The 25,522-nt window shown below is 70.0% G+C and carries 20 protein-coding genes and 1 pseudogene; 17 read left to right on the top strand and 4 right to left on the bottom strand.

Annotated elements, in window-relative coordinates; translation table 11 throughout:
- The first annotated feature begins 155 nt into the window (after positions 1-155).
- The 12 genes and pseudogenes from D6682_06300 (at position 156) to D6682_06245 (ending at position 16,279) form a co-directional block, all read left to right on the top strand.
- Positions 156-4,592 carry a response regulator gene (locus tag D6682_06300; protein ID RMH50775.1) on the top strand — a complete coding sequence of 1,479 codons (4,437 nt, stop codon included), beginning with the start codon at positions 156-158 and terminating at the stop codon, positions 4,590-4,592.
- 6 nt (positions 4,593-4,598) lie between these two features.
- Positions 4,599-5,483 carry a protein-glutamate O-methyltransferase CheR gene (locus D6682_06295; GenBank protein RMH50774.1) on the top strand — a complete coding sequence of 295 codons (885 nt, stop codon included), beginning with the start codon at positions 4,599-4,601 and terminating at the stop codon, positions 5,481-5,483.
- A pseudogene (locus D6682_06290) lies at positions 5,473-6,138 on the top strand (chemotaxis protein CheB). The gene D6682_06295 and the pseudogene D6682_06290 overlap by 11 nt, the downstream one beginning before the upstream one ends.
- A gap of 110 nt (positions 6,139-6,248) precedes the next feature.
- Complete coding sequence (locus D6682_06285; protein RMH50773.1) at positions 6,249-8,048, top strand: response regulator; 1,800 nt, start codon at positions 6,249-6,251, stop codon at positions 8,046-8,048.
- 169 nt (positions 8,049-8,217) lie between these two features.
- On the top strand, positions 8,218-9,042 hold the full coding sequence (gene dapD / locus D6682_06280; protein RMH50772.1) for a 2,3,4,5-tetrahydropyridine-2,6-dicarboxylate N-succinyltransferase: 825 nt from the start codon (positions 8,218-8,220) through the stop codon (positions 9,040-9,042).
- 115 nt (positions 9,043-9,157) lie between these two features.
- Positions 9,158-9,604, top strand: a complete 447-nt coding sequence (locus D6682_06275; GenBank protein ID RMH50778.1) for a hypothetical protein — start codon at positions 9,158-9,160, stop codon at positions 9,602-9,604.
- A gap of 6 nt (positions 9,605-9,610) precedes the next feature.
- Positions 9,611-10,000, top strand: a complete 390-nt coding sequence (locus D6682_06270; GenBank protein RMH50771.1) for a DUF2782 domain-containing protein — start codon at positions 9,611-9,613, stop codon at positions 9,998-10,000.
- A 75-nt stretch (positions 10,001-10,075) separates the two neighbouring features.
- Positions 10,076-11,167, top strand: coding sequence for a GDP-mannose 4,6-dehydratase (gene gmd / locus D6682_06265; GenBank protein ID RMH50770.1), 1,092 nt, complete (start codon positions 10,076-10,078; stop codon positions 11,165-11,167).
- Positions 11,164-12,057, top strand: coding sequence for a hypothetical protein (locus D6682_06260; protein RMH50769.1), 894 nt, complete (start codon positions 11,164-11,166; stop codon positions 12,055-12,057). Before gmd ends, D6682_06260 begins: the two co-directional genes overlap by 4 nt.
- A 63-nt stretch (positions 12,058-12,120) precedes the next feature.
- On the top strand, positions 12,121-13,161 hold the full coding sequence (gene recA / locus D6682_06255; protein RMH50768.1) for a recombinase RecA: 1,041 nt from the start codon (positions 12,121-12,123) through the stop codon (positions 13,159-13,161).
- Positions 13,162-13,204: 43 nt separating this feature from the next.
- Positions 13,205-13,639 carry a regulatory protein RecX gene (locus D6682_06250; GenBank protein ID RMH50767.1) on the top strand — a complete coding sequence of 145 codons (435 nt, stop codon included), beginning with the start codon at positions 13,205-13,207 and terminating at the stop codon, positions 13,637-13,639.
- A gap of 6 nt (positions 13,640-13,645) precedes the next feature.
- The gene (locus D6682_06245; GenBank protein ID RMH50766.1) at positions 13,646-16,279 is read left to right on the top strand and encodes an alanine--tRNA ligase; all 2,634 of its coding nucleotides are present in this window, start codon (positions 13,646-13,648) and stop codon (positions 16,277-16,279) included.
- Between the two features lie 60 nt (positions 16,280-16,339).
- Here the strand turns inward: D6682_06245 and D6682_06240 are convergent, their stop codons facing one another.
- From D6682_06240 to D6682_06230, 3 genes are read right to left on the bottom strand one after another with little or no spacing between them, the layout of a single operon-like run.
- Positions 16,340-16,795: a 23S rRNA (pseudouridine(1915)-N(3))-methyltransferase RlmH gene (locus tag D6682_06240; GenBank protein ID RMH50777.1), complete on the bottom strand. Its 456-nt coding sequence runs from the start codon at positions 16,793-16,795 to the stop codon at positions 16,340-16,342.
- Complete coding sequence (gene rsfS, locus D6682_06235) at positions 16,780-17,148, bottom strand: ribosome silencing factor (GenBank protein ID RMH50765.1); 369 nt, start codon at positions 17,146-17,148, stop codon at positions 16,780-16,782. The genes D6682_06240 and rsfS overlap by 16 nt, the downstream gene beginning before the upstream one ends.
- On the bottom strand, positions 17,148-17,975 hold the full coding sequence (locus D6682_06230; GenBank protein RMH50764.1) for a nicotinate (nicotinamide) nucleotide adenylyltransferase: 828 nt from the start codon (positions 17,973-17,975) through the stop codon (positions 17,148-17,150). Before D6682_06230 ends, rsfS begins: the two co-directional genes overlap by 1 nt.
- On the opposite strand from D6682_06230, the gene D6682_06225 reads away from it, so the two are divergent.
- Entirely contained in the window at positions 17,908-18,321 is a 414-nt protein-coding gene (locus D6682_06225; protein RMH50776.1) for an exosortase system-associated protein, TIGR04073 family, read from the top strand. The two genes, D6682_06230 and D6682_06225, sit on opposite strands and share 68 nt — an antisense overlap.
- 78 nt (positions 18,322-18,399) lie before the next feature.
- The gene (locus D6682_06220; protein RMH50763.1) at positions 18,400-19,389 is read left to right on the top strand and encodes an NAD-dependent epimerase/dehydratase family protein; all 990 of its coding nucleotides are present in this window, start codon (positions 18,400-18,402) and stop codon (positions 19,387-19,389) included.
- Here D6682_06220 and D6682_06215 read toward each other — a convergent pair.
- The gene (locus tag D6682_06215) at positions 19,347-19,844 is read right to left on the bottom strand and encodes a response regulator (GenBank protein ID RMH50762.1); all 498 of its coding nucleotides are present in this window, start codon (positions 19,842-19,844) and stop codon (positions 19,347-19,349) included. The genes D6682_06220 and D6682_06215 overlap by 43 nt on opposite strands.
- A 324-nt stretch (positions 19,845-20,168) precedes the next feature.
- Here D6682_06215 and recJ point away from each other — a divergent pair, with 324 nt between their 5' ends.
- The 3 genes from recJ (at position 20,169) to topA (ending at position 25,370) form a co-directional block, all read left to right on the top strand.
- Positions 20,169-21,908, top strand: coding sequence for a single-stranded-DNA-specific exonuclease RecJ (recJ, locus tag D6682_06210; GenBank protein RMH50761.1), 1,740 nt, complete (start codon positions 20,169-20,171; stop codon positions 21,906-21,908).
- On the top strand, positions 21,905-23,011 hold the full coding sequence (gene dprA, locus D6682_06205) for a DNA-protecting protein DprA (GenBank protein RMH50760.1): 1,107 nt from the start codon (positions 21,905-21,907) through the stop codon (positions 23,009-23,011). Before recJ ends, dprA begins: the two co-directional genes overlap by 4 nt.
- 91 nt (positions 23,012-23,102) lie before the next feature.
- Positions 23,103-25,370, top strand: a complete 2,268-nt coding sequence (topA, locus tag D6682_06200) for a type I DNA topoisomerase (protein ID RMH50759.1) — start codon at positions 23,103-23,105, stop codon at positions 25,368-25,370.
- Positions 25,371-25,522 lie beyond the last annotated feature (152 nt).

Genomic DNA, 25,522 nt, shown 5'->3' with positions numbered 1-25,522 from the left:
CTGATCATCGCCGAGCTGCAGCCGGTGAAATACCTGCTCGGCCTCACCGACAGCCGCACCCCGGTCACCCGCCGCTACCGGGGCAAGCATCCGGCCGATGTGGCGCAGCTGCTCGGCTGGTGCGACCGCCGGCTGCAACAGGCGGTCTCCGCGCTGTGAGCGCGCACACATGGCTCAGCCTGCGTCACTGGTCGCTGCAGGCCAAGCTGACCGCCGTCGTGCTGCTGGTCGCGCTGCTGCCGGTGGTGCTGCTCGCCGGCTTCGCCTGGCGCCAGGCGAGCGACTTCTACCGCCACACCGCCGAGATGCAGGACCGCGCCCACCTGAAGCGGGCGGTGACCCTGCTCGACCGCGCCACCATGCTGCCACCGCACGACCTGCGTCTATTGGCCGCCTCGCACGACCTCGGCCGCTTCCTGCTGTGGCAGGCCATCGGCGAGCAGAGCGAGGCCGCCAGGTGGCTGCAGAGCGTCCAGAACACCTTCCGCGCCTTCATGGAATCCAACCGGCAGTACATGCAGTTGCGCCTGATCGGAGGCGACGGGCGGGAGCTGGTCCGCATCGAGCGCCGCACCGAGATGGACGAACCGCACGCCATCACCGGCGAGGCGCTGCAGTGGAAGGGCGACCGCCCCTACTTCACCGAGACCATGAAGCTGCCGCGCGGCGCCATCTACAGCTCGCCGCTCGACCTCAACCGCGAGCACGGCAGGATCCAGACACCGCACACCCCGGTGCTGCGCTTCGCCACGCCGCTGATCGACAGCAACGGCACCCGCCACGGCGTGCTGGTGCTCAACATGTTCGCCGGCCCCCTGCTCGACCGGCTGGAGGCGCTGCGCGAGGACGACACCGACTTCGGCCGGGAGGAGCACGACCGCTTCTACCTGATCAACCGGCAGGGCTTCTACCTGGCCCATCCCGACCGGGAACAGCGCTTCGGCTTCGACCTCGGGCTGCCCGCGGCCAACGCCCGCATCGCGCAGCCGCTGCTCTGGGCAAAAATGCAGCAGCAGGTCTCCGGCCACCTCGATACCCCCGACGGGCTGGTCCACTTCTTCACCCGCGCCTGGCCGGTCAAGGCCGACAAATCGCGCTTCTGGTTCGTCGTCCACGGCGTGCCGAGGGCGGAGCATCTCGCCGGGCTGGCCCGCTTCCGCACCCTCTTTCTCATCGCCATGGTGGTGCTGGTGGCGCTGCTCATCGCCATCAGCCGGCCGCTGATCCGCAGTATGGTCGATCCCATCCGCCGGCTGACCGACAACATGGCGCGGCTGGAGCAGGGCAGGACCAACCTGCAACCGATCGAATACCACGGCCACGACGAGATCGGGGCGATGATCGATGCCGCCCAGGGGCTCGGCCGGCGCATCGTCGAGGCGATCGACCAGACCAAGGCCATCGCCCAGGGCGATTTCCGCGCTCGGATTGCGGCGCGCTCGCCCGAAGACGAGCTGGGGATCGCCCTGCAGAGCATGACCGTCACCCTGCGCCATGTCGCGGCGATCGCCTCGGCCATCGCCCGTGGCAACCTCGCGCGCGAAGTGCGGCTGCAGGGCGAGCACGATCAACTGGGCCGTGCCCTGCAGGCGATGGTGCAGACCATGCGCGAGACGGTGGCCCGTGCCGAAGAGATCGCCCGCGGCGACTTCCAGACCGCGGTCACCCCGCGCTCCGACGACGATCGCATCGGCCGGGCGCTGGCCGCCATGACCCGTACCCTGCGTGCAACCGCCGACATCGCAGACAGTCTGGCCGAGGGGCGCTACGACATCGAGGTAGCGATCCAGGGCGAGCGCGACCGGCTGGGCCGGGCGCTGGCCCACCTGGCCGAGGTGCTCCGGACCAACGAGGCCGAGCACCGGGCCAACGACTGGCTGCGCTCCACCCTGGTCGAGCTGGGTGGAGCCATGCAGGGGCAACCCGATGTGGCGGCGCTGGCCGCCGCCGTCACCCCGCTGCTCGCCCGCGCGCTTGGCGCCCCCTGCGGTCTGCTCTTCGTCTGCCGCGAGCTGCCGGAAGGTGGCGCGGAGCACGCGGCGCTCTGCTGCGTCGGCCAATACGCCTGCGACGATAGCTGGCTGGGGCGCGAAGTGGCCATGGGCGAGGGAGTGGTCGGCCAGTGCGCCCGCGACCGGCGCCAGCTCTGCCTCGACCATCTGCCCACAGGCTGGCTGCCCACCGACCGGCTGCGCGCCCGCTCCGGCCTGGGCGAGGCCGAACCCGGCTGGCTGCTCGCCCAGCCGCTGCTCGCCGACGGCGCGCCAGTCGGGGTGATCGAGCTGGCCCTGTTCCACGCCCCCACGGCGATCGAGCAGGAGCTGCTGCGGCAGGCCTCCCCGCTGCTCGCCGCCGCCATCCGCGCCCTGCTGCAGGCCGAGCGCAACCGCGCCCTGCTCGAAGAGTCTCAGGCGATGACCGAGGAGCTGCAGGCGCAGGAGGAGGAGCTGCGCGAGGCCAACGCCGCGCTGGAGATGAAGAGCGAGGCGCTGGAGCACTCCAGCCGACAGCTGGAGGAGCAGACCGAAGCGCTCAAGCAGCAGGCCGCCGCGCTGGAGCAGGCCAGCCGCTACAAGTCGGAGTTCTTGGCCAACATGTCGCACGAGCTGCGCACGCCGCTCAACAGCATGCTGATCCTGGCCGAGATGCTGGCCAACGACCGCGAAGGGCGGCTGAGCGACAAGCAGCGGGAGTACGCCCGCACCATCCTCCACTCGGGCCGGGAGCTGCTCGAGCTGATCAACGGCATCCTCGACCTGGCCAAGGTGGAGGCCGGCCGGATGGAGGTCGACCCCCGCCCGTTCAACCCGAGCGAAACCGTCGAGGCGCTGCGGCGTGACTTCGCCCATGTCGCCGAACAGGCCGGCCTCACCCTGCGGCTGGAGCGTGCCGATGCCCTGCCGGCAGAGATGGTCAGCGACGAACCGAAGCTCAAGCAGATCCTGAAGAACCTGCTGGCCAACGCCTGCAAGTTCACCGACCGTGGCGGCACGGTCACCCTCATCCTCGACCAGCCCGATCCCGACCACCTCCGCTTCGCAGTGCGCGACAGCGGCATCGGCATCGAGCCGGAGAAGCTGGAGCAGATCTTCGAGGCCTTCCGGCAGGCCGACGGCTCGACCAGCCGCAAGTACGGCGGCACCGGGCTGGGGCTCTCCATCTGCCGCGAGCTGGCCCGGCTCTTGCGCGGCACCATCGCCGTGGAGAGCACGCCGGGCGCGGGCAGTTGCTTCGCCCTCACCCTGCCGGTCGCCGCCTTCGATGCGCCGGCCGGGCAGAGGGAACCCGCGGCCATTCCGCCACGGCCGGAGGCCTCCACCACCAGCGAAGCGGTGGCGCCCATGCCGACGATGCCGCTGGAGGAGATTCCCAACCCGCTCGACGACGACCGCGCGCGGCGCGACGCCGACCACCGCCCCACCGTGCTGATCGTGGAGGACGACGCCGACTTCGCCGGCGTGCTGCAGCAACTGGTGCGCGAACACGGCATGCAGACGCTGTGCGCGCTGCGCGGCGACCACGCCCTGGCGCTGGCCGCCGCCCTCCACCCCGACGCCCTGCTGCTCGACCTCAACCTGCCGGACATCGACGGCGCGGAGTTGCTCACCCGGCTGCGGCGGCTGCCGCGCTGCGCTGCCATCCCGGTCCATGTCATCTCCTGCCGCGATGACGACGAAGAGCGGCGCCGGCTGCAGCAGCAGGGAGTGCGCTCCTGGCTGCGCAAGCCGGCCGAGCGCGACCAGCTTGAGCAGATGCTGCGCCAGATGGAGGCCGTGTTGGCGCGTGATCTCGGGCGGCTGCTCGTCGTCGAGGACGATCCGGCACAGAGCCGGGCGCTGTGCGCCCTGCTCGAGGAGCACGGGGTGGAGGTGGAGCTGGTCGGGCGGGGGGAGGAGGCGCTCGACTACCTGCGCCACCACCAGGTCGACTGCATGATCCTCGACCTCAACCTGCCGGACATCGGCGGCGAGGAGCTGCTGCGGCGCATGGAGCAGGAGCGGCAGGCAATCAACGGCGGCAACCCGGTGCCGGTGATCCTCCACACCGCCGAGGAGCTTCCCCCCGAGGTGGCCGAGCGCATCCAGCGCAACGTGCACAGCATCATCATCAAGGGCACCTGCGCCTCGGAGCGGCTGCTGGCCGAGACCCGCCTCTTCCTGCACCACTTCCGCCATGCAGGCGATCAGCCGCGCGCTACCGAGGATGGCACCGAGCTGGCCGGCCACACCGTGCTGCTGGTCGACGACGACATCCGCAACATCTTCTCCCTCTCCGGCCTGCTCGAGGAGGCCGGCATGCGCGTGCTGACCGCGCGCAACGGCCGCGAGGCGATCGCGCAGATCGAGGCGCAGGGCGAGGAGATCGAGCTGGTGCTGATGGATGTGATGATGCCGGAGATGGACGGTCTGGAGGCGATGCGCCGCATCCGCGCCATGGAGCGCTTCCGCGACCTGCCCATCGTGGCGCTGACCGCCAAGGCGATGGCCGAGGATCGCGCCCAGTGCATGGCCGCCGGCGCAACCGACTTCATCAGCAAGCCGGTCGACACCGGCCAGCTGCGCTCGCTCATCCGGGTGTGGCTGCACGGGTGAGCGGTGATGTGCCGCCGGCCACCACAGCCGCAGAAGGAAACGCCCATCCCCGAACGGCACCCGCAACAGGAGGTGGATGACGCATCCGTCGAAGAGCTCGAACTGGCGCTGCTCAAGGAGGCGCTCCGCCACCGGTTCGGCTACGACTTCCGCAGGTACGCCCACACCTCGTTCAAGCGGCGCATCGCGCGCCACATGGAGCGCCACCGCATCGCCACCATCTCCGCGCTGCAGGAGCGGCTGCTGCACCAGCAGGGGTGGATCGAACGGCTCGTCGAGGATATCTCGGTCCATGTCACCGAGATGTTCCGCGACCCCGACTGCTACCGCGCCATCCGCAGCGAAGTCCTCCCCTTCCTGCGCAGCTTCCCGCTGTTCCACATCTGGCTCGCCGGCTGCTCCACCGGCGAGGAGGTCTACTCGCTGGCCATCCTGCTGCATGAAGAGGGTCTGCTCGAACGCGCCCGCATCTACGCCACCGACATCAGCGAGCAGGCGCTGACCACCGCCCGCGAAGGGGTGTACGACATCAAAAGCATCAAGACGGCCACCGCCAACTACCTGGCCGCAGGTGGCGCGGGGGACTTCTCGCGCTACTACACCGCCGGCTACGGCCGGGCGGTGATGGACGCAGCACTCAAGCGGGCGATCACCTTCTCACGCCACAACCTGGCCACCGACGCCAGCTTCCAGCAGTGCGCGCTGATCCTCTGCCGCAATGTGATGATCTACTTCGACCAGGAGCTCAAGCAGCGGGTGGTGCAGCTCATGGTGGACAGCCTGGCGCCGCTCGGCTTCCTGGTGGTCGGCGCGCGCGAATCGGCCCGCCATCCCAAGCTGACAGCGGTCGATCGGGAGCACCGCATCTACCGCCGCTGCGATGGAGCATGAGCCGACGGCCTCCGGCCAGCCCGCCCCGGTATCCGGCGGGCGGCTGCGCGCCGTGGTCATCGGCGCCTCCGCCGGCGGGGTGGAGCTGCTCCATCGCATCCTGCCGCAGATCCCGGCAGCGGTGCCGTAGTTCGTCGCGCTGGTCCAGCACACCCGACGTGGCAGCCACGCCCTGCTGCGCGACACGCTGGATCGCGCCTGCCGGCTGGCCGTGGTCGAAGCGGAAGACGGCATGCGCACGGCCGCCGGCCGCCTCTACCTCGCCCCGGCCGACTACCACCTGCTGATCGAGCCGCCCGGCCGGCTGGCCCTGAGCCTCGATCCGCCGGAACACTACTGCCGCCCGGCGATCGACCCGCTGTTTGCCAGCGCCGCCGACTGCTTCGCCGACCGGCTCGCCGGCGTCATCCTCTCCGGCATGGGGCACGATGGCGCCGCCGGCCTGCGCGCCATCCATGCGCGCGGCGGCCGCTGCCTGGTGCAGGAGCCGGCGAGCGCCGCCTTCCCCGCCATGCCCGAAGCGGCGCTGGGTGCCGTGCCCGACGCCCACCGCTTTACTCCCGACGCCTTTTTCGCCACCCTCGCCCCAATGGTGAATGCGGCGGGAACGACAAGGTCAACATCCTGCTGGTCGACGACACCCCGGCCAACCTGACGGCGCTGGAGGCGCTGCTCGACCGCCCCGACTACCGGCTGATCACCGCCGAATCGGGCGAGGCGGCGCTGGAGATCCTGCTTTCCCGCCACGACTTCGCGCTGATCCTGATGGATGTGCAGATGCCCGGCATGAACGGCTTCGAGACGGTGGAGGTAATCAAGCGCAACCGCCACTGCGCCCGGATCCCGGTCATCTTCCTCACCGCCATCAGCAAGGAGTCGCGCTACATCGCCCGGGGCTATTCCGTCGGCGCCATCGACTACCTGACCAAGCCCGTCGATCCGGCCATCCTGCAGGCCAAGGTGGCCGCCTTCGTCGAGCTCTACCGCACCCAGGAGCAGCTGCGCGAGGAGATCGCCCAGCGCAAACGGGCCGAACACCGGCTGCTGCTCGCCTCCCGCGCCATCGAAAACACCGTCGAAGGGGTTATCATCACCGACGCGGAGGGAACGATCCTCAGCGTCAACCACGCCTTCCAGCGGGTCACCGGCTACAGCCGCGAGGAGGCGATCGGCAACAACCCGCGCATGCTGCAATCGGGCCGGCAGGACGCCGCCTTCTACCGCGCCATGTGGCGGCAGCTCACCGAGGAGGGATCGTGGAGCGGCCGGGTATGGAACCGACGCAAGAACGGTGAGATCTACGCCGAACACCTGTCGATCACCGCCATCCGCAACAAGGCGGGCGAGGTGACCAACTACGTCGGCGTCTTCTCCGACATCTCGCGCGAGCTCTCCATGGAAGAGCAGATGGTGCAGGCGCAGAAGATGCAGGCCATCGGCACGCTGGTCGGCGGCATCGCCCACGACTTCAACAACCTACTCGGCGGCATCACCGGCAACATCTACCTGGCGGAGCAGAAGATCGACGCCGACTCCCCCGCCCGGGAGCACCTGCGGCAGATCGACAAGCTGTGCCGCTCCTCGGCACGGATGATCGCCCAGCTGCTCGCCTTCGCCCGCAAGGGAATGGTCACCATGCAGGAGGTTCCGCTGCGCCCGTTCCTCAAGGAGGTGTTCCGCCTGGCCCGACTCTCCATCCCGGAGAACATCCACTTCACCCACCACCTGCCCCCGGCCGGGGAGCGGCTGACCGTGCGCGGCGACGCCACCCAGCTGCAGCAGGTGATGCTCAACCTGATCAACAACGCCCGCGACGCCGTCGCCGGCACCCCCGAGCCGGAGATCGCCATCACCGTCTCCACCACCAGCGACGACCCCCGGCTGGAGCGGCTGCAGCTCCGCGAGGGAGAGCGCTACGCCCACATCACCGTGGTCGACAACGGCTGCGGCATCCCGCAGGAGAACCTGCCCCACATCTTCGAGCCCTTCTTCACCACCAAGGAGGTGGGCAAGGGGAGCGGACTGGGGCTGGCGATGTGCTACGGCACGATCGAGAGCCACCACGGCATCCTCGACGTGGAGAGCACGGTCGGCCGCGGCACCAGCTTCCACCTACTGCTGCCACTGCTCGACGATGCGCAATCGACCGGGGCAACGGAACAGCCGATGGAGGCCGCACCGGCGGCCGACGGGGCGGGGATCACCATCCTGCTGGCCGACGACGCGGAGAACGTGCGCACCCCCTGCGCCGAGTTCCTGCGCGACCTCGGCTACAGCGTGCTCGAGGCCGAAGACGGCAAAGAGGCGCTGGCGCTCTTCACGCAACACCAGCAGGAGGTGGCGCTGGCCCTGCTCGATGTGGTGATGCCCTTCATCGGCGGGCCGCAACTGGCCCGAAGGCTGCGCGAGATCAAACCGGATCTGCCGGTGATCTTCGTCACCGGCTACGACAGAAGCGAAGTCTTCGGCTCGCAGGAGGCGATGGAGCGAAGCGCGGTGCTGACCAAGCCGTGCCGCTACCCCGCCCTGGCGGCGGAGATCGCCCGCATGCTCCGTTCCGGCTGAGCACCCCGCCCATCCTGGGCGCCCGCGTTGCGCCTCCATCCGGGGTCGATAGCGTTGCAGGCGCCGCGCGTGGATCGGCGGGGCACGCTCTTCCGATCCACGCCGGGCCGAACGTCCACGGAGGGGCTTTGGCGACGATGATCATGGAAGATCCACCCCAAACCGGCCCATGAACCATCTGCAACAGGTCATCGAAACCGCGTGGGAGCGGCGTGACGCGTGGACCGCGCGCAACGTCGACGCCGAAACCCGCGAGGCGATCGAACACACCATCACCCTGCTCGACGACGGCGGCGTGCGGGTGTGCGAACGCGATGGCGAGGGCCGTTGGGTCACCCAGCAGTGGCTCAAGAAGGCGGTGCTGCTCTACTTCAAGCTGCGCGACAACCAGCTGATCAACGGCGGCATCTCCAACTACTTCGACAAGGTGCCGCTCAAGTTCGCCAGCTGGGGTGAGCAGATGTTCCGCAAGGCCTCCATCCGCGTCGTCCCCCCCGCGACGGTGCGCAAAGGGGCCTACATCGCCCCCAGGGTGGTGTTGATGCCCTCCTACGTGAACATCGGCGCCTGGGTCGACGAGGGGACGATGGTCGATACCTGGGCCACCATCGGCTCCTGCGCCCAGATCGGGCGCTACTGCCACATCTCCGGCGGCGCCGGCATCGGCGGCGTGCTCGAGCCGATCCAGGCCGATCCGGTGATCATCGAGGACCACTGCTTCATCGGTGCCCGCTCGGAGGTGGCCGAGGGGGTGATCGTGCGCGAGGGCTCGGTCCTCTCCATGGGGGTCTACCTCGGCCGCTCCACCCGGATCTACGACCGCGAGAGCGGAACCACCCACTACGGCGAGGTGCCCCCCTACTCGGTGGTGGTGCCCGGCTCCATGCCCGGCCGGTCGGGCGGGCCCAACCTCTACTGCGCGGTGATCGTCAAGAAGGTGGACGAACAGACCCGCAGCAAGACCGCCATCACCGAGCTGCTGCGCGACGTTTGACGACCTACTTGCACCAACCAGCGTGGCGGCGTCCGGTGCGGAGCCGGCCGCCGGCCCGGCGATCCCGCATGAGAAGGCTCCGCATGAGAAGGATCGAGACGAGAAGGAGGGTTCCATGCCCCTGAGCCACATCACCGCCGAAGTGATCATCGACCGACCGCTGGAGGAGGTGGTCGCCTTCGTCGACGACGAATCCAACGATCCGTTGTGGCAGTCGTCGGTGCTGGAGTCGCGCAAGAGCAGCGAAGGCCCCCCGGCGGTCGGCACCACCTACCACGTCAAGGAGAAGTTCCTCGGCCGGGTGATCGAGCAGGATTGGGTGGTGACCGAACGCAGCGAGGACGGCAGCTACTGGAAGGCCCACTCCACCACCGGCCCCTTCCCGATGACCACCTCGATGACCATGGAGGCGGTCGATGGGGGCACCCGGGTGCGCCGAGTGCTGGATGTCGACGTCGGCAAGTTCTTCAAGATCGCCTCGCCGGTGGTGGCGGCGATCGCCAAAAAGGAGATCGCCACCGACCTGGAGATCCTCAAGGCGCTGCTCGAAGGGGAGGGATAGTCGATCATGGCGGGTCGATGGTGCGTGCTGGCCGCCCTGCTGCTCCCGTCGATGGCGGCCGCCGCCGACGCCCCGCCGCTGCCGCCCGACACCACCCCGCCGGAGCGGCGCACCTCCGCCCCGCCACAGGCGGCTGCCCCGCCCGCAACGATCGAGGCACCCGGCGGTGCGCCCGCCGCCGAAGCGGGGGTGGACATCCGCGCCTACACCCGCAAGGACGGCGCCCGCATCACCGAATACGCCCGCCACGGACGGGTCTACATGATCAAGGTCGAGCCGCCGGGAGGGCTGCCCCCCTACTACCTCTACGACGACGAGGGCGACGGCCGCTTCCGCCGCCTCCCCGGCGGCTACCGCCACCCCGCCCCGCCGCAGTGGATCCTGCGGGAGTTCTGACCGGGCCGATCCGAGCGCAACGGCCCCTCTATGGACGTTTCGCGATTCGATCAGGAGTTACAAGGAAGTGGTGACATGGGAACAAGAAAACGGGCGCTGATCACCGGCGTCACCGGCCAGGACGGCTCCTACCTGGCCGAACTGCTGCTGGAGAAGGGCTACGAGGTCCACGGCATCAAGCGGCGTGCATCGCTGTTCAACACCGACCGCATCGACCACCTCTACCAGGATCCGCACGAGGAGGAGCGCCGCTTCATCCTCCACCACGGCGATCTGACCGACTCCTCCAGCCTGCTCCGCATCATCCAGCGGGTCCAGCCGGACGAACTCTACAACCTGGGCGCACAGAGCCATGTGGCGGTCTCCTTCGAGGAGCCGGAGTACTCCGCCGATTCCGACGCGCTCGGCGCCCTGCGCCTGCTGGAGGCGATCCGCATCCTCGGCCTGGAGCGGAAGACCCGCTTCTACCAGGCATCCACCTCCGAGCTCTACGGCAAGGTGCAGCAGATCCCGCAGTCGGAGACCACTCCCTTCTACCCCCGTTCGCCCTACGCGGTGGCCAAGCTCTACGCCTACTGGATCACCGTCAACTACCGCGAGGCCTATGGCATCTACGCCTGCAACGGCATCCTGTTCAACCACGAATCCCCGGTACGCGGCGAGACCTTCGTCACGCGCAAGATCACCCGCGCGCTGGCTCGCATCAAGCTCGGCCTGCAACAGCGGCTCTATCTGGGCAACCTCAACGCACTGCGCGATTGGGGCCACGCCCGCGACTACGTCGAGATGCAATGGCTGATGCTGCAGCAAGAGGAGCCGGAGGATTTCGTCATCGCCACCGGTGAACAGCACTCGGTGCGCGAGTTCGTCGAGCTCGCCGCCGCCGAGGTGGGCATCAACATCCACTGGCGGGGCGAAGGGGTGGAGGAGAAAGGCTACGACGATCAGGGACGCTGCATCGTGGCGGTCGACCCCCGCTACTTCCGCCCGACCGAGGTGGATACCCTGCTCGGGGATCCGACCAAAGCGAAGGAGAAGCTCGGCTGGCGCCCGAAGACGGGCTTCCGCGATCTGGTCGCCGAGATGATGCGCGAGGATCTCAAGGAGGCCGAGCGCGACGCTCTGGTGCGCCAGCACGGCTATCGGAGCTTCGACCACAACGAGTGAGCGCTTCGCATGAGGCCGGCATCACATCCGGGAGCGAGGAGGCAACCGACGGGCGCATCGATCCCGTCCCCATGACGAAGAGCGGGTCGGCGCCGCCCGCGTCGACCCTCTTCTGCCCCTTCTGCGGCAGCGCCTACCGGCTGCAACCGCCCCCGCCTCCGGGGGAGCACCCCTTCCACTGCCACCACTGCGACGGCCGTTTCCGTGCGGAGATCGCCCGCCCCCTCTCCCCCGCGGCGGAGAAGCCCTCCGCCGTCGATGGGGCCACCCCGCCCCGCAACGGTGCGACCGCGGCCGAAGCGGTGCCCACCCCACCCATGGACGGCGCCGCGGCGACAGGGGCGGGGGAGCCGCCGATCATCCCCACCATGACCGACTTCGCCGATGCCCCCATCGCCGCACCGCCCAAAGCGCCCGCCCAACGGCTCTGGCCCTGGCTGCTGGCCATGCTCTTCCTGGTCGCGCTGCTCGGCCTCGGCATCCACCAGCAGGCGTGGAGCCACAGCCGCCTGATCGAGACCATCCGCGCCTGGTGGGCGCCGCAGCGCTCCATCGGCTGGCGGCTCTCCCACGGCAAACCGCAGTGGATCGCCCGCCGCGGCGCCCCCCCGCTCCTGGCCATCAGCCTGCGGCTGCACAACGGCGTCCTCTTCGACCGGCCGCCTCCGCCGATCATCGTCACCGCCCGCAGCAACGATCCGGCGGTGGAGCCGGTCACCACCCTGGCCATGCTCTTCCACCACCCCACGCTGGCCCAACTGCAACAGCCCGAATGGCAGCCGCCCGACGAGGATCGTGCGCCGGTGCCCGCCGGCGGCAGCCGCGACTACCTCATCGTTCTCGACCGGCCGCCGCCGTCGCTGGCCGACGTGGAGATCGCGCTCCATTAGCGATACCCTTCGCCCGGGGCGTCTCAACCGCCCGGAGACCACCATCAGGCGAGGGGGAAGATCATGGCGCAGCAGGAGAGCCCGAAGGAGAAGGCGCTGGCCACCGCGCTGGGCCAGATCGAGCGCCAGTTCGGCAAGGGTTCGATCATGCGCATGGGCGACCAGAGCAGGGTCGATGTCGATGTCATCCCCAGTGGCGGCCTGGCGCTGGATGCGGCACTCGGCATCGGCGGCTATCCGCGCGGCCGCATCGTCGAGATCTACGGCCCGGAATCCTCCGGCAAGACCACGCTGGCGCTGCATGCGGCGGCCGAAGCGCAGAAGCTGGGGGGGACCGTCGCCTACATCGACGCCGAACACGCACTCGACCCCCTCTACGCCGAAAGGCTGGGGGTGAAGATCGACGACCTGTTGCTCTCCCAGCCCGACTCCGGCGAGCAGGCGCTGGAGATCGTCGACCTTCTGGTGCGCTCGGCGGCGGTCGACCTGATCGTGGTCGACTCGGTCGCTGCCCTCACCCCCAAGGCGGAGCTCGACGGCGACATGGGCGACTCCCACGTCGGCCTGCACGCTCGGCTGATGAGCCAGGCGCTGCGCAAGCTGACCGGCACCATCTCCCGCTCCAACACCACGGTGCTCTTCATCAACCAGATCCGGATGAAGATCGGCGTCATGTTCGGCAATCCGGAGACCACCACCGGCGGCAACGCGCTCAAGTTCTACGCCTCGGTGCGGCTCGACATCCGCCGCACCGGAACCATCAAGAAGGGCGACGAGGTGTTGGGCAGCGAGACCAGGGTCAAGGTGGTCAAGAACAAGCTCGCCCCCCCATTCAAACAGGCGCAGTTCTCCATCATGTACGGCGAGGGGATCTCCTTCGCCGGCGAGGTGGTCGATCTCGGCGTGCAGCACGGCCTGGTGCAGAAGAGCGGTTCTTGGTACGCCGTCGGCAACGAGCGCATCGGCCAGGGGCGGGAGAACGCCATCCGCTACCTCAAGGAGCATCCGGAGATGCTGGAGCGGCTGGCCGAGGCCATCCGCGACAAGCTGGGGCTGAAGCGGCGCCGTTCCGCCCCGGAGGGGCAGGGCCGACCTGCCGGCTGACCCGGCCGACCCGGAGGCGCTCTACCGGCGCGCCCTCCGGCTGCTGACCCGGCGCGAACACGCTGCAGCGGAGCTGCGCCGCAAGCTGGCCGCCACCGGTGCAGCGCCCGCGGCGGTCGATGCAACCGTCGCCCGGCTGCAACAGGAGGGGTGGCAGAGCGAGGAGCGCTTCGCCGAGAGCTTTCTGCGCAGCCGCATCCGCCGCGGTGAGTCGCTGCAGCTGGCCCTGCTTCGCGCCCGGCGGCAGGGGGTGGAGGAGGAGGCGCTGCGGCAGGCGGTCGCCGCCCTCGAGAGGGAGGTCGATGCCGAGGCCGCCTGCCGCCGACTGATCGACAAGCGCGACCCCGAAGGGCGGCGCTTCGGCGACCGCCGGCTGTGGCAACGCCTGCTGCGCTACCTCTGCGGCAAGGGATATGCGATGGATGTGGCGCGGGCCGCGCTGGCCGCGCGACCGGCCGCCAACGGAGAGGAGGAGTAACCCGCAATGGAGACCGCCGAGATCCGCCAGCGATTCCTCGACTTCTTCGCCGCCCGCGACCACACGGTGGTCCCCTCCAGCGGACTGGTGCCGCACGCCGACCCGACACTACTCTTCACCAACGCCGGCATGGTGCAGTTCAAGAACTGCTTCCTCGGCCGCGAGTCCCGCAGCTACCGCCGCGCGGTCTCCAGCCAGAAGTGCGTCCGCGCCGGCGGCAAGCACAACGATCTGGAGAACGTCGGCCACACCGCCCGCCACCACACCTTCTTCGAGATGCTGGGCAACTTCTCCTTCGGCGACTACTTCAAACGCGAGGCGATCGACTACGCCTGGCGCTTCCTCACCGACGAGCTGGCCATCGACCCCGAACGGCTGTTCGTCACCGTCTTCGAGGAGGACGACGAGGCGTACGACATCTGGCGGCGGGAGATCGGCATCCCGAAGGGGCGCATCGCCCGCATCGGCGCCAGGGACAACTTCTGGTCGATGGGCGATACCGGCCCCTGCGGCCCCTGCTCGGAGATCTTCTACGACCACGGTCCGGAGATCCCCGGCGGCCCGCCCGGCAGCCCCGACGAGGAGGGTGACCGCTTCGTCGAGATCTGGAATCTGGTGTTCATGCAGTACGATCGTGCCGCCGACGGCACGCTCACTCCGCTGCCCCACCCCAGCGTCGACACCGGCATGGGGCTGGAGCGCATCGCCGCGGTGATGCAGGGGGTGCATGACAACTACGACATCGACCTCTTCCGCCACCTGATCGACGCCGCCGGCCAAATCACCGGGATCACCGCGCCCGACGCCGCTCAGCAGGTCTCGCTGCGCGTGCTGGCCGACCACCTTCGTTCGGTCAGCTTCCTGCTCGCCGAGGGGGTGCTGCCGGCCAACGAGGGGCGCGGATTCGTGCTGCGCCGTATCCTGCGTCGCGCCTGCCGCCATGCCCGTCTGCTCGGGATGGAGGAGGCCTGCATCCACCGCCTGGTGCCGGCGCTGGTCCAGACCATGGGCGGTCACTTCCACGAGCTGGTCGAACAGCAGGAGACCATCGCCCGGCTGATCCGCATCGAGGAGGAGCGCTTCATCCGCACGCTGGACAAGGGGCTGAAGCTGGTGGAGGAGGCCGTCGCCCGGGCGGGTGCAGGCGGCACCATCGACGGGGAGACGCTGTTCACCCTCTACGACACCTACGGCTTCCCGCTCGATCTCACCGCCGACATCGTCCGCCCGCACGGCATCGCCCTCGACCATGCCGGGTTCGAACGCTGCATGGAGCAACAACGCCAGCGGGCGCGCAGCGCCTGGCGCGGCTCGGGCGAGCAGGCGGTGCCCGAGGCGCTCTTTTCCGTCCGTGAACAGTATGGGCCGACCGAGTTCCTCGGCTACCACACCACCGAGGCCGAGGGGAGCGTCATCGCGCTGCTTGTGGAGCACGAACCGGTCGAGCGGCTGGAGGCGGGAACCCGGGCGATGGTGGTGACCAACCAGACCCCCTTCTACGGCGAATCGGGCGGACAGGTGGGCGACCGCGGCACCATCGAGGCCGACCAGAGTCGCTTCATCGTGGAAGATACGCAGAAGCTGCTACCCGATCTCTGGGTACATATCGGCCGCATGGAGCAGGGCACCCTCAGCCGCGGCGCCATCGTCATGCAGCGGGTCGACGGCCGGCGGCGCGACGCCATCCGGCGCAACCACACCGCCACCCATCTGCTCCATCGGGCGCTGCGGCGGCTGCTCGGCGACCATGTCCGGCAGGCAGGCTCGCTGGTCGACGATGCGAGACTCCGATTCGATTTCCACCACTTCTCCCCGCTGAGCCAAGAGGAGATCGAGCAGATCGAACAACAGGTGGAGGCGGCGATCCTGGCCAACAGCCCGGTCACCACCGCAGTGATGGATCAGGAGGAGGCGATCGCCCGGGGCGCGATGGCCCTCTTCGGCGAGAAGTACGGCGACCAGGTGCGGGTGGTCACCGCCGGCGACTCGGTCGAGCTCTGCGGCGGCACCCATGTCACCGCCACCGGCGACATCGGGCTGTTCCGCATCACCGGCGAGAGCGGCATCGCCGCCGGCGTGCGTCGCATCGAGGCGGTCACCGGGGATGTCGCCTTCGCCCGCATGCAGCAGGACCGCGCGCTGCTCCAGCGCCTCTCCGCCCGGCTGAGGAGCCGCCCGGAGGCCCTTCCCGGGCAGGTGGAGCAGCTGCAGGAACGGCTCAAGGAGCGGGAGCGGGAGCTGGAGGCCGTCCGCGCCCGCGCCGCGACCGCCGCCCTCGACCGCTTGATCGCCCGCGCCGACCGGGTGGGGGAGGTGGCGGTGCTCTCCTGCCCGGCACCGGAGGAGGCGGAGGATCTGCGCGACCTCATGGACAAGGCGAAGGCGCGGTTGAAATCGGGGGTGATCGCCTTCGGCCGGCGCAGGGGGGAGAAGGTGCAACTCATCGTCGGCGTGACCGGTGACCTGACCGACCGCTTCCACGCCGGACGGCTGGTCAACCGGCTGGCCGAGCAGTGCGGCGGCCGGGGCGGCGGCAAGCCGGAGATGGCCATGGCCGGCGGCACCCGGCCCGATCGGCTGGAGCAGGCGCTGCACGCCCTGCCCGGGATCATCGCCCAGGAGTCCGCCGCCACATCGTAGAGGCGGGGAATCCCAATCCCCCTCCCTGAGCGACAGCCGCGCCGATTCGCCGCCTGCCGACTACGAACGATGATAGGGCTGACCCGCCCGGATGGAGTGGGCGCGGTAGAGCTGCTCCAGCACCACCACCCGCACCAGTTGATGGGGCAGGGTCAGGCGGGAGAGGCTCCAGCAGTGGTCGACCCGCCGGCGCAGCTCCGGCTCGACCCCATCCGCCCCGCCGATGATGTAGTCGACCGCCGCGTTGCCGGCCAGACCGTCGAGGAAGGCGGCCCACCCCGGGCTCTCCACCGCCGCCCCCCGCTCGTCGAAGAGCACCGAGATCCCGGCGCGTTCCAGGCGGCGGAGGATGCGCGCCGACTCCCGCACGCGCCGCTGCTCCACCCGCCGCTCCCGCCCTGCCGGCAGCTCCACCAGCTCCAGCGGTGCAAAGCGACGGATCCGCGCCACAAAGCGCTGCTCGTACTCGGCCAGGGCGGGATCGCCCCGCCCGACGACGATCAGCCGCTGGCGCAGGCCGGCCGCTCCGGCGGTGCCTGCCACAACCGCTCGAGCTGAAAATACTCGCGCGTCTCGGGCAGGAAGAGGTGGACCACCACATCGAGCAGGTCGATCACCAGCCACTCCATCGCATCCAGCCCCTCGATCGGGGCCGGGAGACCGAAACGGTGGCCCACCTCGACCACCGCCTCGGCCAGCGCCTTGAGATGGCGGCCGTTGCGCCCGTCGGCGATGATGAAGTAGTCGGCGAAGGCGCAGGAGCCGCGCACATCGAGGGTGACCAGCTGCACCGCCTTCTTGTCGTCCAGCGCCGTGCGCAACGCCTCCACCAGCGCTTCGGTTCCGTCGTCTGCAGTGTCGGTATTCATCATGCTCCCTGTTGTCGTTCCACCCGGCCATAGCTGGCCGCGATCTCGTCGGCGATCGCCTCCGGCACCAACGCGTCGATCGCCTCTCCCCTGCGCGCCCGTCGTCGCACCTCGGTCGCCGAAACCGCGGGCAGCCGCACGGCCAGCCGCACCACCCGGCCGCTCGGCTCAGGATCCCGCTGCCACGCCTCCGGCGTGCAGAGACGCCAGCCGGCCGGCGGAGCGGCCGCCTCCCCGCCGGCGCGGGGGAAGAGCGCCAGATTGCACCAACAGCGGTGCTCGGGATAGCCCACCCACTCCTCCATCCCGGCGGCGGCGTCGGCACCGAGCAGCAGCAGCGGCACCACACCGGGGAAACGGTCGGCAAAGCGGCGCAGGGTGACAATGGTCGGCGTCGGCCGCCGCTCCCAGTCCACCACCTCCACCTCCGGCAGGTCGCGCCAGAGCGCACGCAGCCAGGCCAGCCTGCGCTCCGGCCCGACCCGGCCGGAGAGCCGCCGGTGCAATGGAACGAGCGCGGGGACGACCAGCAACCGCTCCGGCTCCAGCAGCCGCAGCGCGGCGCGCACCAGCGCGTCGTGGCCGCGGTGCGGCGGATCGAAACTGCCGCCGAAGAGGGCCACCCGCCGCGGCGCACCGTTGACCACAGCCCGCTTCCCCTCCATAGTCCGTCCGCTTGCCGCCGCATCGTCTCCGACGGTCTCGCAAGGGGCCGCCAGCCGTGCGACGGAGCCATCACCATTGGAGGAGGAGCAGCACATGAAATCAAGCCTCATGGCCGCGTTGCTGCTGCTGTTCGGCAGCGCGCTCGCCACACCCACCGCCACCGCCGCCGAACAGGGCTACGCCCAGAGCGTGGCCGACAAGTTCGCCCGCGGCTTCGCCAACACCGCCACCGGCTGGCTGGAGTTGCCCAAGTATGTGATCCACGAAGGGCACGGCAACCACATCTTCCGTGGCCTGACCGTCGGACTGCTGGAGGGGGTGATGCACACCGTCGGCCGCACGCTGGTCGGGGTGGTCGATCTGGGCACCTTCTTCGTCCCGACGCCGGAGATCGTCCACCCCCGCTACGTCTGGTCGCCCTTCTCCGGCGAGACCAGCTACGGCACCAGCCCGGAGAAGGTGACCGTCCACCGGATCGGTCTCGCCCAACCCGACGAGGCACCCTAGAAGGGGAGCCCCTTCCCCGAACGGCGGAGCCTCCGCCGGCCGACCGCCGGGCGTCGACCGAGAGCCGACCACCACGCGATGCGCGTCCTGATCACAGGGGTGACCGGCTTCATCGGCCGGGAGCTGGCCCGGCAATGTCGCGAGGCCGGCTGGGAGGTGGTCGGCACCTCGCGCAGCCCCGCGGAGATCGAGGGCGTCCGCTGGCGGCGGTGGGAGCTGCGCAGCCCGCCCGATCCCGCGCTGTTCGACGGGGTGGAGTCGATCTTCCATCTGGCCGGCAAGGCCCATGCGCTGGCCGAGCGGCGGCAGGAGCGCGACGAGTACGACGCGCTGATCGTCGAGGCCACCGGCCGTCTGCTCGATGCCGCCCGCGCCGCCGGCGTGCGGCGCATGGTCTACTTCTCCTCGGTCAAGGCGGCGGGGATGCGCCCCGGCCTGATGCGCGCCGACGACCCCGCCCCCCCCGAGACCCCCTACGGCGCGGCCAAACGGGCGGCGGAGCGGCTGCTGCTGGCGCAACAGAGGGTGGAGCCGGTGATCCTGCGGCCGGCGATGGTCTACGGCCCGACCGACAAGGGCAACCTGCCGCGCATGATCCGCGCCATCGCCCGCCGCCGCTTCCCGCCGCTGCCGGCCTGCGGCAACCGCCGCTCGATGATCCATGTCGCCGATGTGGCGCGCGCGGCGATGCTGCTGGCCACCCATCCCGGGGCGGCCGGCACCGTCTTCATCGCCACAGACGGCGAGGAGTACGCCATCGAGCAGATCACGCAGTGGATCTATGACGCCCTCGGCCGCCCGGCGCCCCGCCTGCGGCTGCCGCTGCCGCTCTTGACCGCCGCCGCATCCCTCGGCGACGCCATCGGCGCCGTCACCGGCCGCCGACCCCCACTCGACTCGGCTGCGCTCGACAAGCTGATCGGCGATGCCCGCTACGACAGCGGCCCGCTGCGCGCGCTCGGGTTTGCGCCGCAACGCACGCTGAAGGAGGCGATGGCCGAGATCGTCGCCTTCGTCACCGCCGGTCAGAACAGCTCGATGTCGTCCGATTCGGTCTCACCGATGTAGTTCTTCACCACCTGATCGAGCTCGTCGATGCTCTGGCGCAGATTTTGGGTGGCCTGATTCATCGTCTCCACGCTGTGGTTGGTGGTATCGGCCGCGGCGCGCACCGCCGCCATGCTCACGCCCATCACTTCGGCGGCGTGGTTGGCCTGGCTGACGTTGTGGGCGATCCCGGCATCGAAGGCGGCGATCTTGTCCCGCCCCTTCGACTCGGTGGAGATCATGATCGCCGGCCGGTCGCGCAGCCGCGCATCCTCGCGGATCTGGCGGACGAACTCATAGCCGTCCATCTTGGGCATGTTGACGTCGACCAGGAAGAGGTCGTAGTCCTCGAGCAGCGCCTTATCCAACCCCTCGACCCCGTTGATCGCCACCGCCGTCTCGTGCCCCGCCCGGTTGAGGATGTCGGTGTGGTAGCCCCGAACCGCCGCGCTGTCGTCCACCACCAGAATGCGCATAGGCGAGCCCTCCCTGATCCGATCGCAACCCCGTCCGCAGCCACGGCCGCCGGGCGGGTACGCCCCCATCCCCCGCCGCGGACCTGACCAAACGGTAAACCCGACACCAAGGGTGTCAACAACCGCGCCGCGGCCGCGAAGAAGGATGCGGGCGAGCGGCCCGGCGACCATCGCGCATATACACCATCTTATGGAGAAAAAACAGGAAGCTGGCCGAAACAGCCCGAAATCCGCACTGCCACCGGGGCACCATCTTCCGGCAACACCGGCACCAGAGGACCGAACCGATGGCGCCCACGCCCCGCCGGACGCAGCATACGGGCGATGGACGAACAGGAGAGCGCAACCTCGCTGCTCGGGCGGCGGCTCGCCTGGCGTTCCGGCGTTCCGTGGCGGGAGGGGCTCGAGGAGCAGTGCGCCGGGGATCCGGTCACCGCATGGAGGCTGCTGCTGCGCCACCGCGGGCTGGAGGGGGAGGAGGACGAGTGGTTCGCCCCGCGCCTGGCCCGCCTGCCCGACCCGCTGTCCATGGTCGATGCCGGCAAGGCGGCCGCCAGGCTGATCACCGCGATGGAGCGCGGCGAGCGGGTACACATCTTCGGCGACTTCGACGCCGACGGCGTCGCCGCCACGGCCGTGCTGGTCGAAGGCTTGCGCGCCGCCGGGCTTGCGGTCACCTGGGAGGTGCCCCACCGCTCGGACCAGGGCCACGGCATCGCCGTCGACTCGGTGCGCCGCCAGGCGGCATCCGGCTGCCGGGTGGGGATCAGCTGCGACACCGGCATCACCTGCTTCGCCGCCGCCGAAGCCGCGGCCGCGCACGACATGGATCTGATCATCACCGACCACCATCTGCCCGAGGCCGATGGCGGAGGCGCGCTTCCGCCCGCCTTCGCCATCCTCAATCCTGCCCGTGCCGACTGCGGCTTCGCCGGCCGCAGACTGTGCGGCTGCGGCGTCGCCTTCTTCCTGTTGGCGGCCCTGTGGAAGCTGTTGCGGGCGGCAGGCCGCCCCCCCGCCTACGACCTCAAGCGGCTGCTCGACCGGGTGGCGCTGGCCACCATCGCCGACATGGTGGAGCTGACCGGAGTCAACCGCATCCTGGTCCACCACGGGCTGGCGCGCATGCAACAGCAGCCGTCGGCCGGGCTGAAGGCGCTGCTTGGGGTCGCCGGATGCGACCCGGGGAAGGGGGTGCGGGTGGAGACCATCGCCTGGCAGATCGCGCCGCGCATCAACGCCGCCGGGCGCATGGACCACGGCGAGACCGCCGTCCGGCTGCTGCTGGCCGACGACCCCGCCGAAGCAGCAGCGCTGGCCGGGGAGATGGATGCGCTTAACCGGCGGCGACGCTCGGTCGAGGCGGAGACCCTGCGCCAGGTGCGACGCCGTCTCGGCGATCAGGGGCTGATCGCCGCCTACGACCCCAAATGGCATCCCGGCGTGGTCGGGCTGGTGGCCGGCAAGCTGGCGCGCAAGGCCCATCGGCCGGCGGCCATCGGCTACCTCGACGAGAGGGAGACCATCCATCTCTCGCTGCGCGGCGTCCCCGGCTTCCACATCCAGCGGCTGCTCGCCGACTGCAGCGACCTGCTCGACCGTTTCGGCGGCCACGCCGGCGCCGGCGGCTGCGCGCTGCCCAAGAGGCGATGGAGCGCCTTCCTGCACCGTTTCGCCGACACGGTCAGCCGCCAACTGGCCGAAGGGGGGATCCGCAAGCCGCCGGAGCTGATCGACCTCGCCCTGACCGTCGACGCCTGCCATCTGGCGTTGGCCGAACGGATCGCCCGCTTCGAGCCGACCGGCGAAGGCAATCCACCCTGCCGGCTGCTGCTCCACCGCGCCGTCATCCACCGGCTGCGCACCGTCGGCGCAGGCGCCCTCTCGCTCTGGATGCGCGCACCCGGGGGGGCGGGCATCGGCGCCATCGCCTTCCGCCCCGGCGCTCTGGCCGGCACCCTGCGCGAAGGGATGGAGGTGGCGCTGGTCGGGCGGCTGGAGCGCAACGACTGGAACGGCAACACCACCGCACGCTTCGTCGTCGAGGACGCCGTCACCCCGTGATTCCCCCTCCCACGGCCGCCGCCGTCGCCACCCTCCGGCTGACCCTGACCCGAGGGGTCGGCGAACTGATCGGGCGCAGGCTGCTGGATGCGGCGGGCGGTGCGGAGGCGTTGTGGCGGATGGGGCCCGAAGGGTGGCGGACGATCAGTGGTGTGGGCGACAGGCTGGTCGCCGCGCTGGAGCGGGCGGCCGCTTTCGATCCCGCCCCACTGCTGGCGCGATGTGCCCGCGCCGGCATCGGCCTGTGCGCCATCGACGACGACACCTATCCGCCACAGCTCGCCGCCTGCGACGACGCTCCGCTGTTGCTCTTCTACCGCGGGAACCTCGCGGCGCTGACCGCGCCGCGCATGGTGGCGGTGGTCGGCGCCCGCCGCGCCACCCAGGAGGGGATCGCCGTCACCCGCCGCTGGAGCCGCTTCTGGGCGGAGGCCGGCGCGGTGATCGTCAGCGGCATGGCTCCGGGCATCGACAGCGCCGCCCACCACGGCGCGCTCAAGGCCCACGCGCCGTCGGTGGCTGTGCTCGGATTCGGCATCGCCGCCGCCGACACGCCCCGACGGCGACAGATCGAAGCCCTCTGTGACGGCGGCGGCTGCGTGGTGAGCGAGCTGCCGCCGCAGACCCGCGCCCGCGCCCACTTCTTCCCCCGGCGCAACCGCATCATCGCCGGCCTGACGCCGGCCACGGTGGTGATGGAGGCGGCGCGGCGCTCCGGCTCGCTGATCACCGCCCGGCGCGCGCTGGAGTACGGCCGCGAGCTCTTCGCCGTGCCGGGCAGTGTGCTGGGCGAAGGCCACCGCGGCTGCCACGCACTGATCCGGGAGGGGGCGGCGCAACTGCTCGATGCACCGGGCCAGCTGTGCGACGCCCTGGGCTGGTCGCCCGCCGACTGCGGGCCGCCGCCGACAGCCGCGCCGGAGAACGAAACCGAAGAGATCGTCTGCCGCCTGCTGGCGCGGGAGCCCCGCCACATCGACGCCCTGGTCGAGGAGAGCGGCTTGACCCTCTCCTGCCTTTCCCCAGCCTTGCTCGCCCTCGAGATGCGCGGGGTGATCGAGCGCCTGCCGGGAAATCGCTACGCGCTGACCCACCCCGACTGACCGGCGGCGCCCCCCGGCACGCCCGCCGCGGCCGGACCAGCCGCAGGCGTCGCCGCCCATCACCATCCACCTGGAGATCCCCCCTGTTTCCATGAGCGCAGTCGTCATCGTCGAATCGCCCGCCAAGGCCAGGACCATCGAAAAGTATCTCGGCAAGGGCTACAAGGTGCTCGCCACCTACGGCCATGTGCGCGCCTTCCCCAAGCGGGACGGCTCGGTCGATCCCGAACGGGACTTCGCCATCGAATACGAGATCATCGCCGACAGGAAGAAGCGGCTCGACGCCATCGCCAACGCGCTGAAGCGGGCCGACACCCTGATCCTGGCCAGCGACCCCGACCGCGAGGGGGAGGCGATCGCCTGGCATGTGGCCGAGGTGATGCGTCAGCGCGGCCTGCTCGAAGGCAAGCAGGTGCAGCGGGTCACCTTCCACGAGATCACCGAACGGGCGATCCGCGAGGCCTTCGCCCACCCCGAGTCGATCAACGAGCATCTGGTCGACGCCCAGCAGGCCCGCAGCGCCCTCGACTACCTGGTCGGCTTCACCCTCTCACCGCTGCTCTGGCGCAAGATCCGCAGCGGGCTCTCCGCCGGCCGGGTGCAGTCGGTGGCGCTGCGCATGATCTGCGAGCGCGAGGAGCAGATCCGCGCCTTCAAGCCACGCGAATACTGGACCATCGAGGCCGCCTGCACGGGGAGGGGAGGCCGTTTCGAGGCGCAACTGCATGCGGTGGACGGAACGAAGCTGACCAAGTTCGCCATCCCCGACGGCAAGGCCGCCCGCGCGTTGGCCGGGCGCATCGAAGCGGCCTCCTTCCATGTCGATCAGGTGGTGAAAAAAGGGACCCGGCAGACACCCCCGCCCCCCTTCATCACCTCCACGCTGCAGATGGAGGCGGCGCGCAAGCTCGGGTTTACCGCACGCAAGACGATGCAGATCGCCCAACGGCTCTACGAAGGGGTGGAGGTCGACGGGGAACGCATCGGCCTGATCACCTACATGCGTACCGACTCGGTCGCCCTCTCCGACGACGCGCTCACCGCACTGCGCAGGCTCATCGCCGAACGCTTCGGTCCCGACTACCTGCCGGAGCGACCTCGCCGATTCAAGACCAAAAGCAAGAATGCGCAGGAGGCGCACGAGGCGATCCGCCCCTCTTCCGCCGCCCGCACGCCGGAACAGCTCAAAGAGGCGCTCGACGGCGAACAGTGGCGGCTCTACAACCTGATCTGGCAGCGGGCGGTGGCCAGCCAGATGGCCGCCGCGATCCTCGACCAGATACGGGTCGAGCTGACCGGGGGTGGACTCACCCTGCGCGCCACCGGCTCCACCGTGCGCTTTCCCGGCTTCCGCACGCTCTACACCGAGGGGCGCGACGACAACGAGCAGGAGGAGGGCGAGCGGATGCTCCCCCCCATGGCCGAGGGGGAGCCGGTCGCCATCGACAAGGTCACACCGCGCCGGCACTTTACCGAGCCCAAGCCGCGCTTCACCGAGGCGACGCTGGTCCGCGAGCTGGAGCGACACGGTATCGGACGGCCTTCGACCTACGCCTCGATCCTCAACGTATTGCGCGAGCGCGACTACGTGCGGATGGAGCGACGCCGTTTCGTCCCCACCGAGGTGGGCGAATGGGTCAACAAGTTCCTGGTGCGCAACTTCGCCGACATCGTCGACACCGGCTTCACCGCCGACATCGAGGAGAAGCTCGACGCCATCGCCCGCGGCGAGGCGGGGTGGAAACCGCTGCTGCGCTCCTTCTGGCAACCGTTCAAGGCCGACGTCGACAAGGCGGCAGACAGCGCGCGGCCGATGGAGAAGACCGGGGAGTCCTGCCCCGATTGCGGCGCTCCGCTGGCCATCAAGCTGGGGCGCTACGGCCGCTTCTACGCCTGCACCGGCTACCCCAAGTGCAAGTACACCCGCCCGATCGAAGGGGAGCGGGAGGAGGGAGCAGCGGAAGAGGTCACCGACCGCACATGCGACAAATGCGGAGCACCGATGGTCGTCAAACAGGGGCGCTACGGCAGGTTCCTCGGCTGCTCCGCCTACCCGAAGTGCAAGAACATCCAACCGCTGGAGCAGCCGCGGGACACCGGCGTGACCTGTCCGGAGTGCGGCTCCGGCACCTTCCTCGAGAAAAAGTCACGCCGGGGCAAAGTGTTCTACTCCTGCTCCGGCTATCCCAAATGCAAGAACGCCCTGTGGAACGAACCGGTCGCCCGCCCCTGCCCGGAGTGCGGCGCCCCCTTCGTCACCCGCAAGACCACCAAACGCAACGGCACCGAGCTGCTCTGCCCCCGTGCGGGCTGCGGCTGGAGGATCAGGGCAACGGAAGAGGAGGAGCAGGCGGCATAGGAGCGCGGACCCCTTCCATCGATCTTCCACGATCGGGGAAACGGGCTCTCAGAGCACCCGGCGCCACAGGATGCGCTCGAAGCCGACCGAGACCACGGCGAAGCTGCACAGCTTCATCGCCGCGCCGTATTTGGCCTGCAGGCGCGGGCCGT

The organism is Zetaproteobacteria bacterium, assembly GCA_003696765.1.
Taxonomy (GTDB): Bacteria; Pseudomonadota; Zetaproteobacteria; order Mariprofundales; family J009; genus RFFX01.
This window is presented reverse-complemented; position numbering and strand designations above follow the sequence as displayed.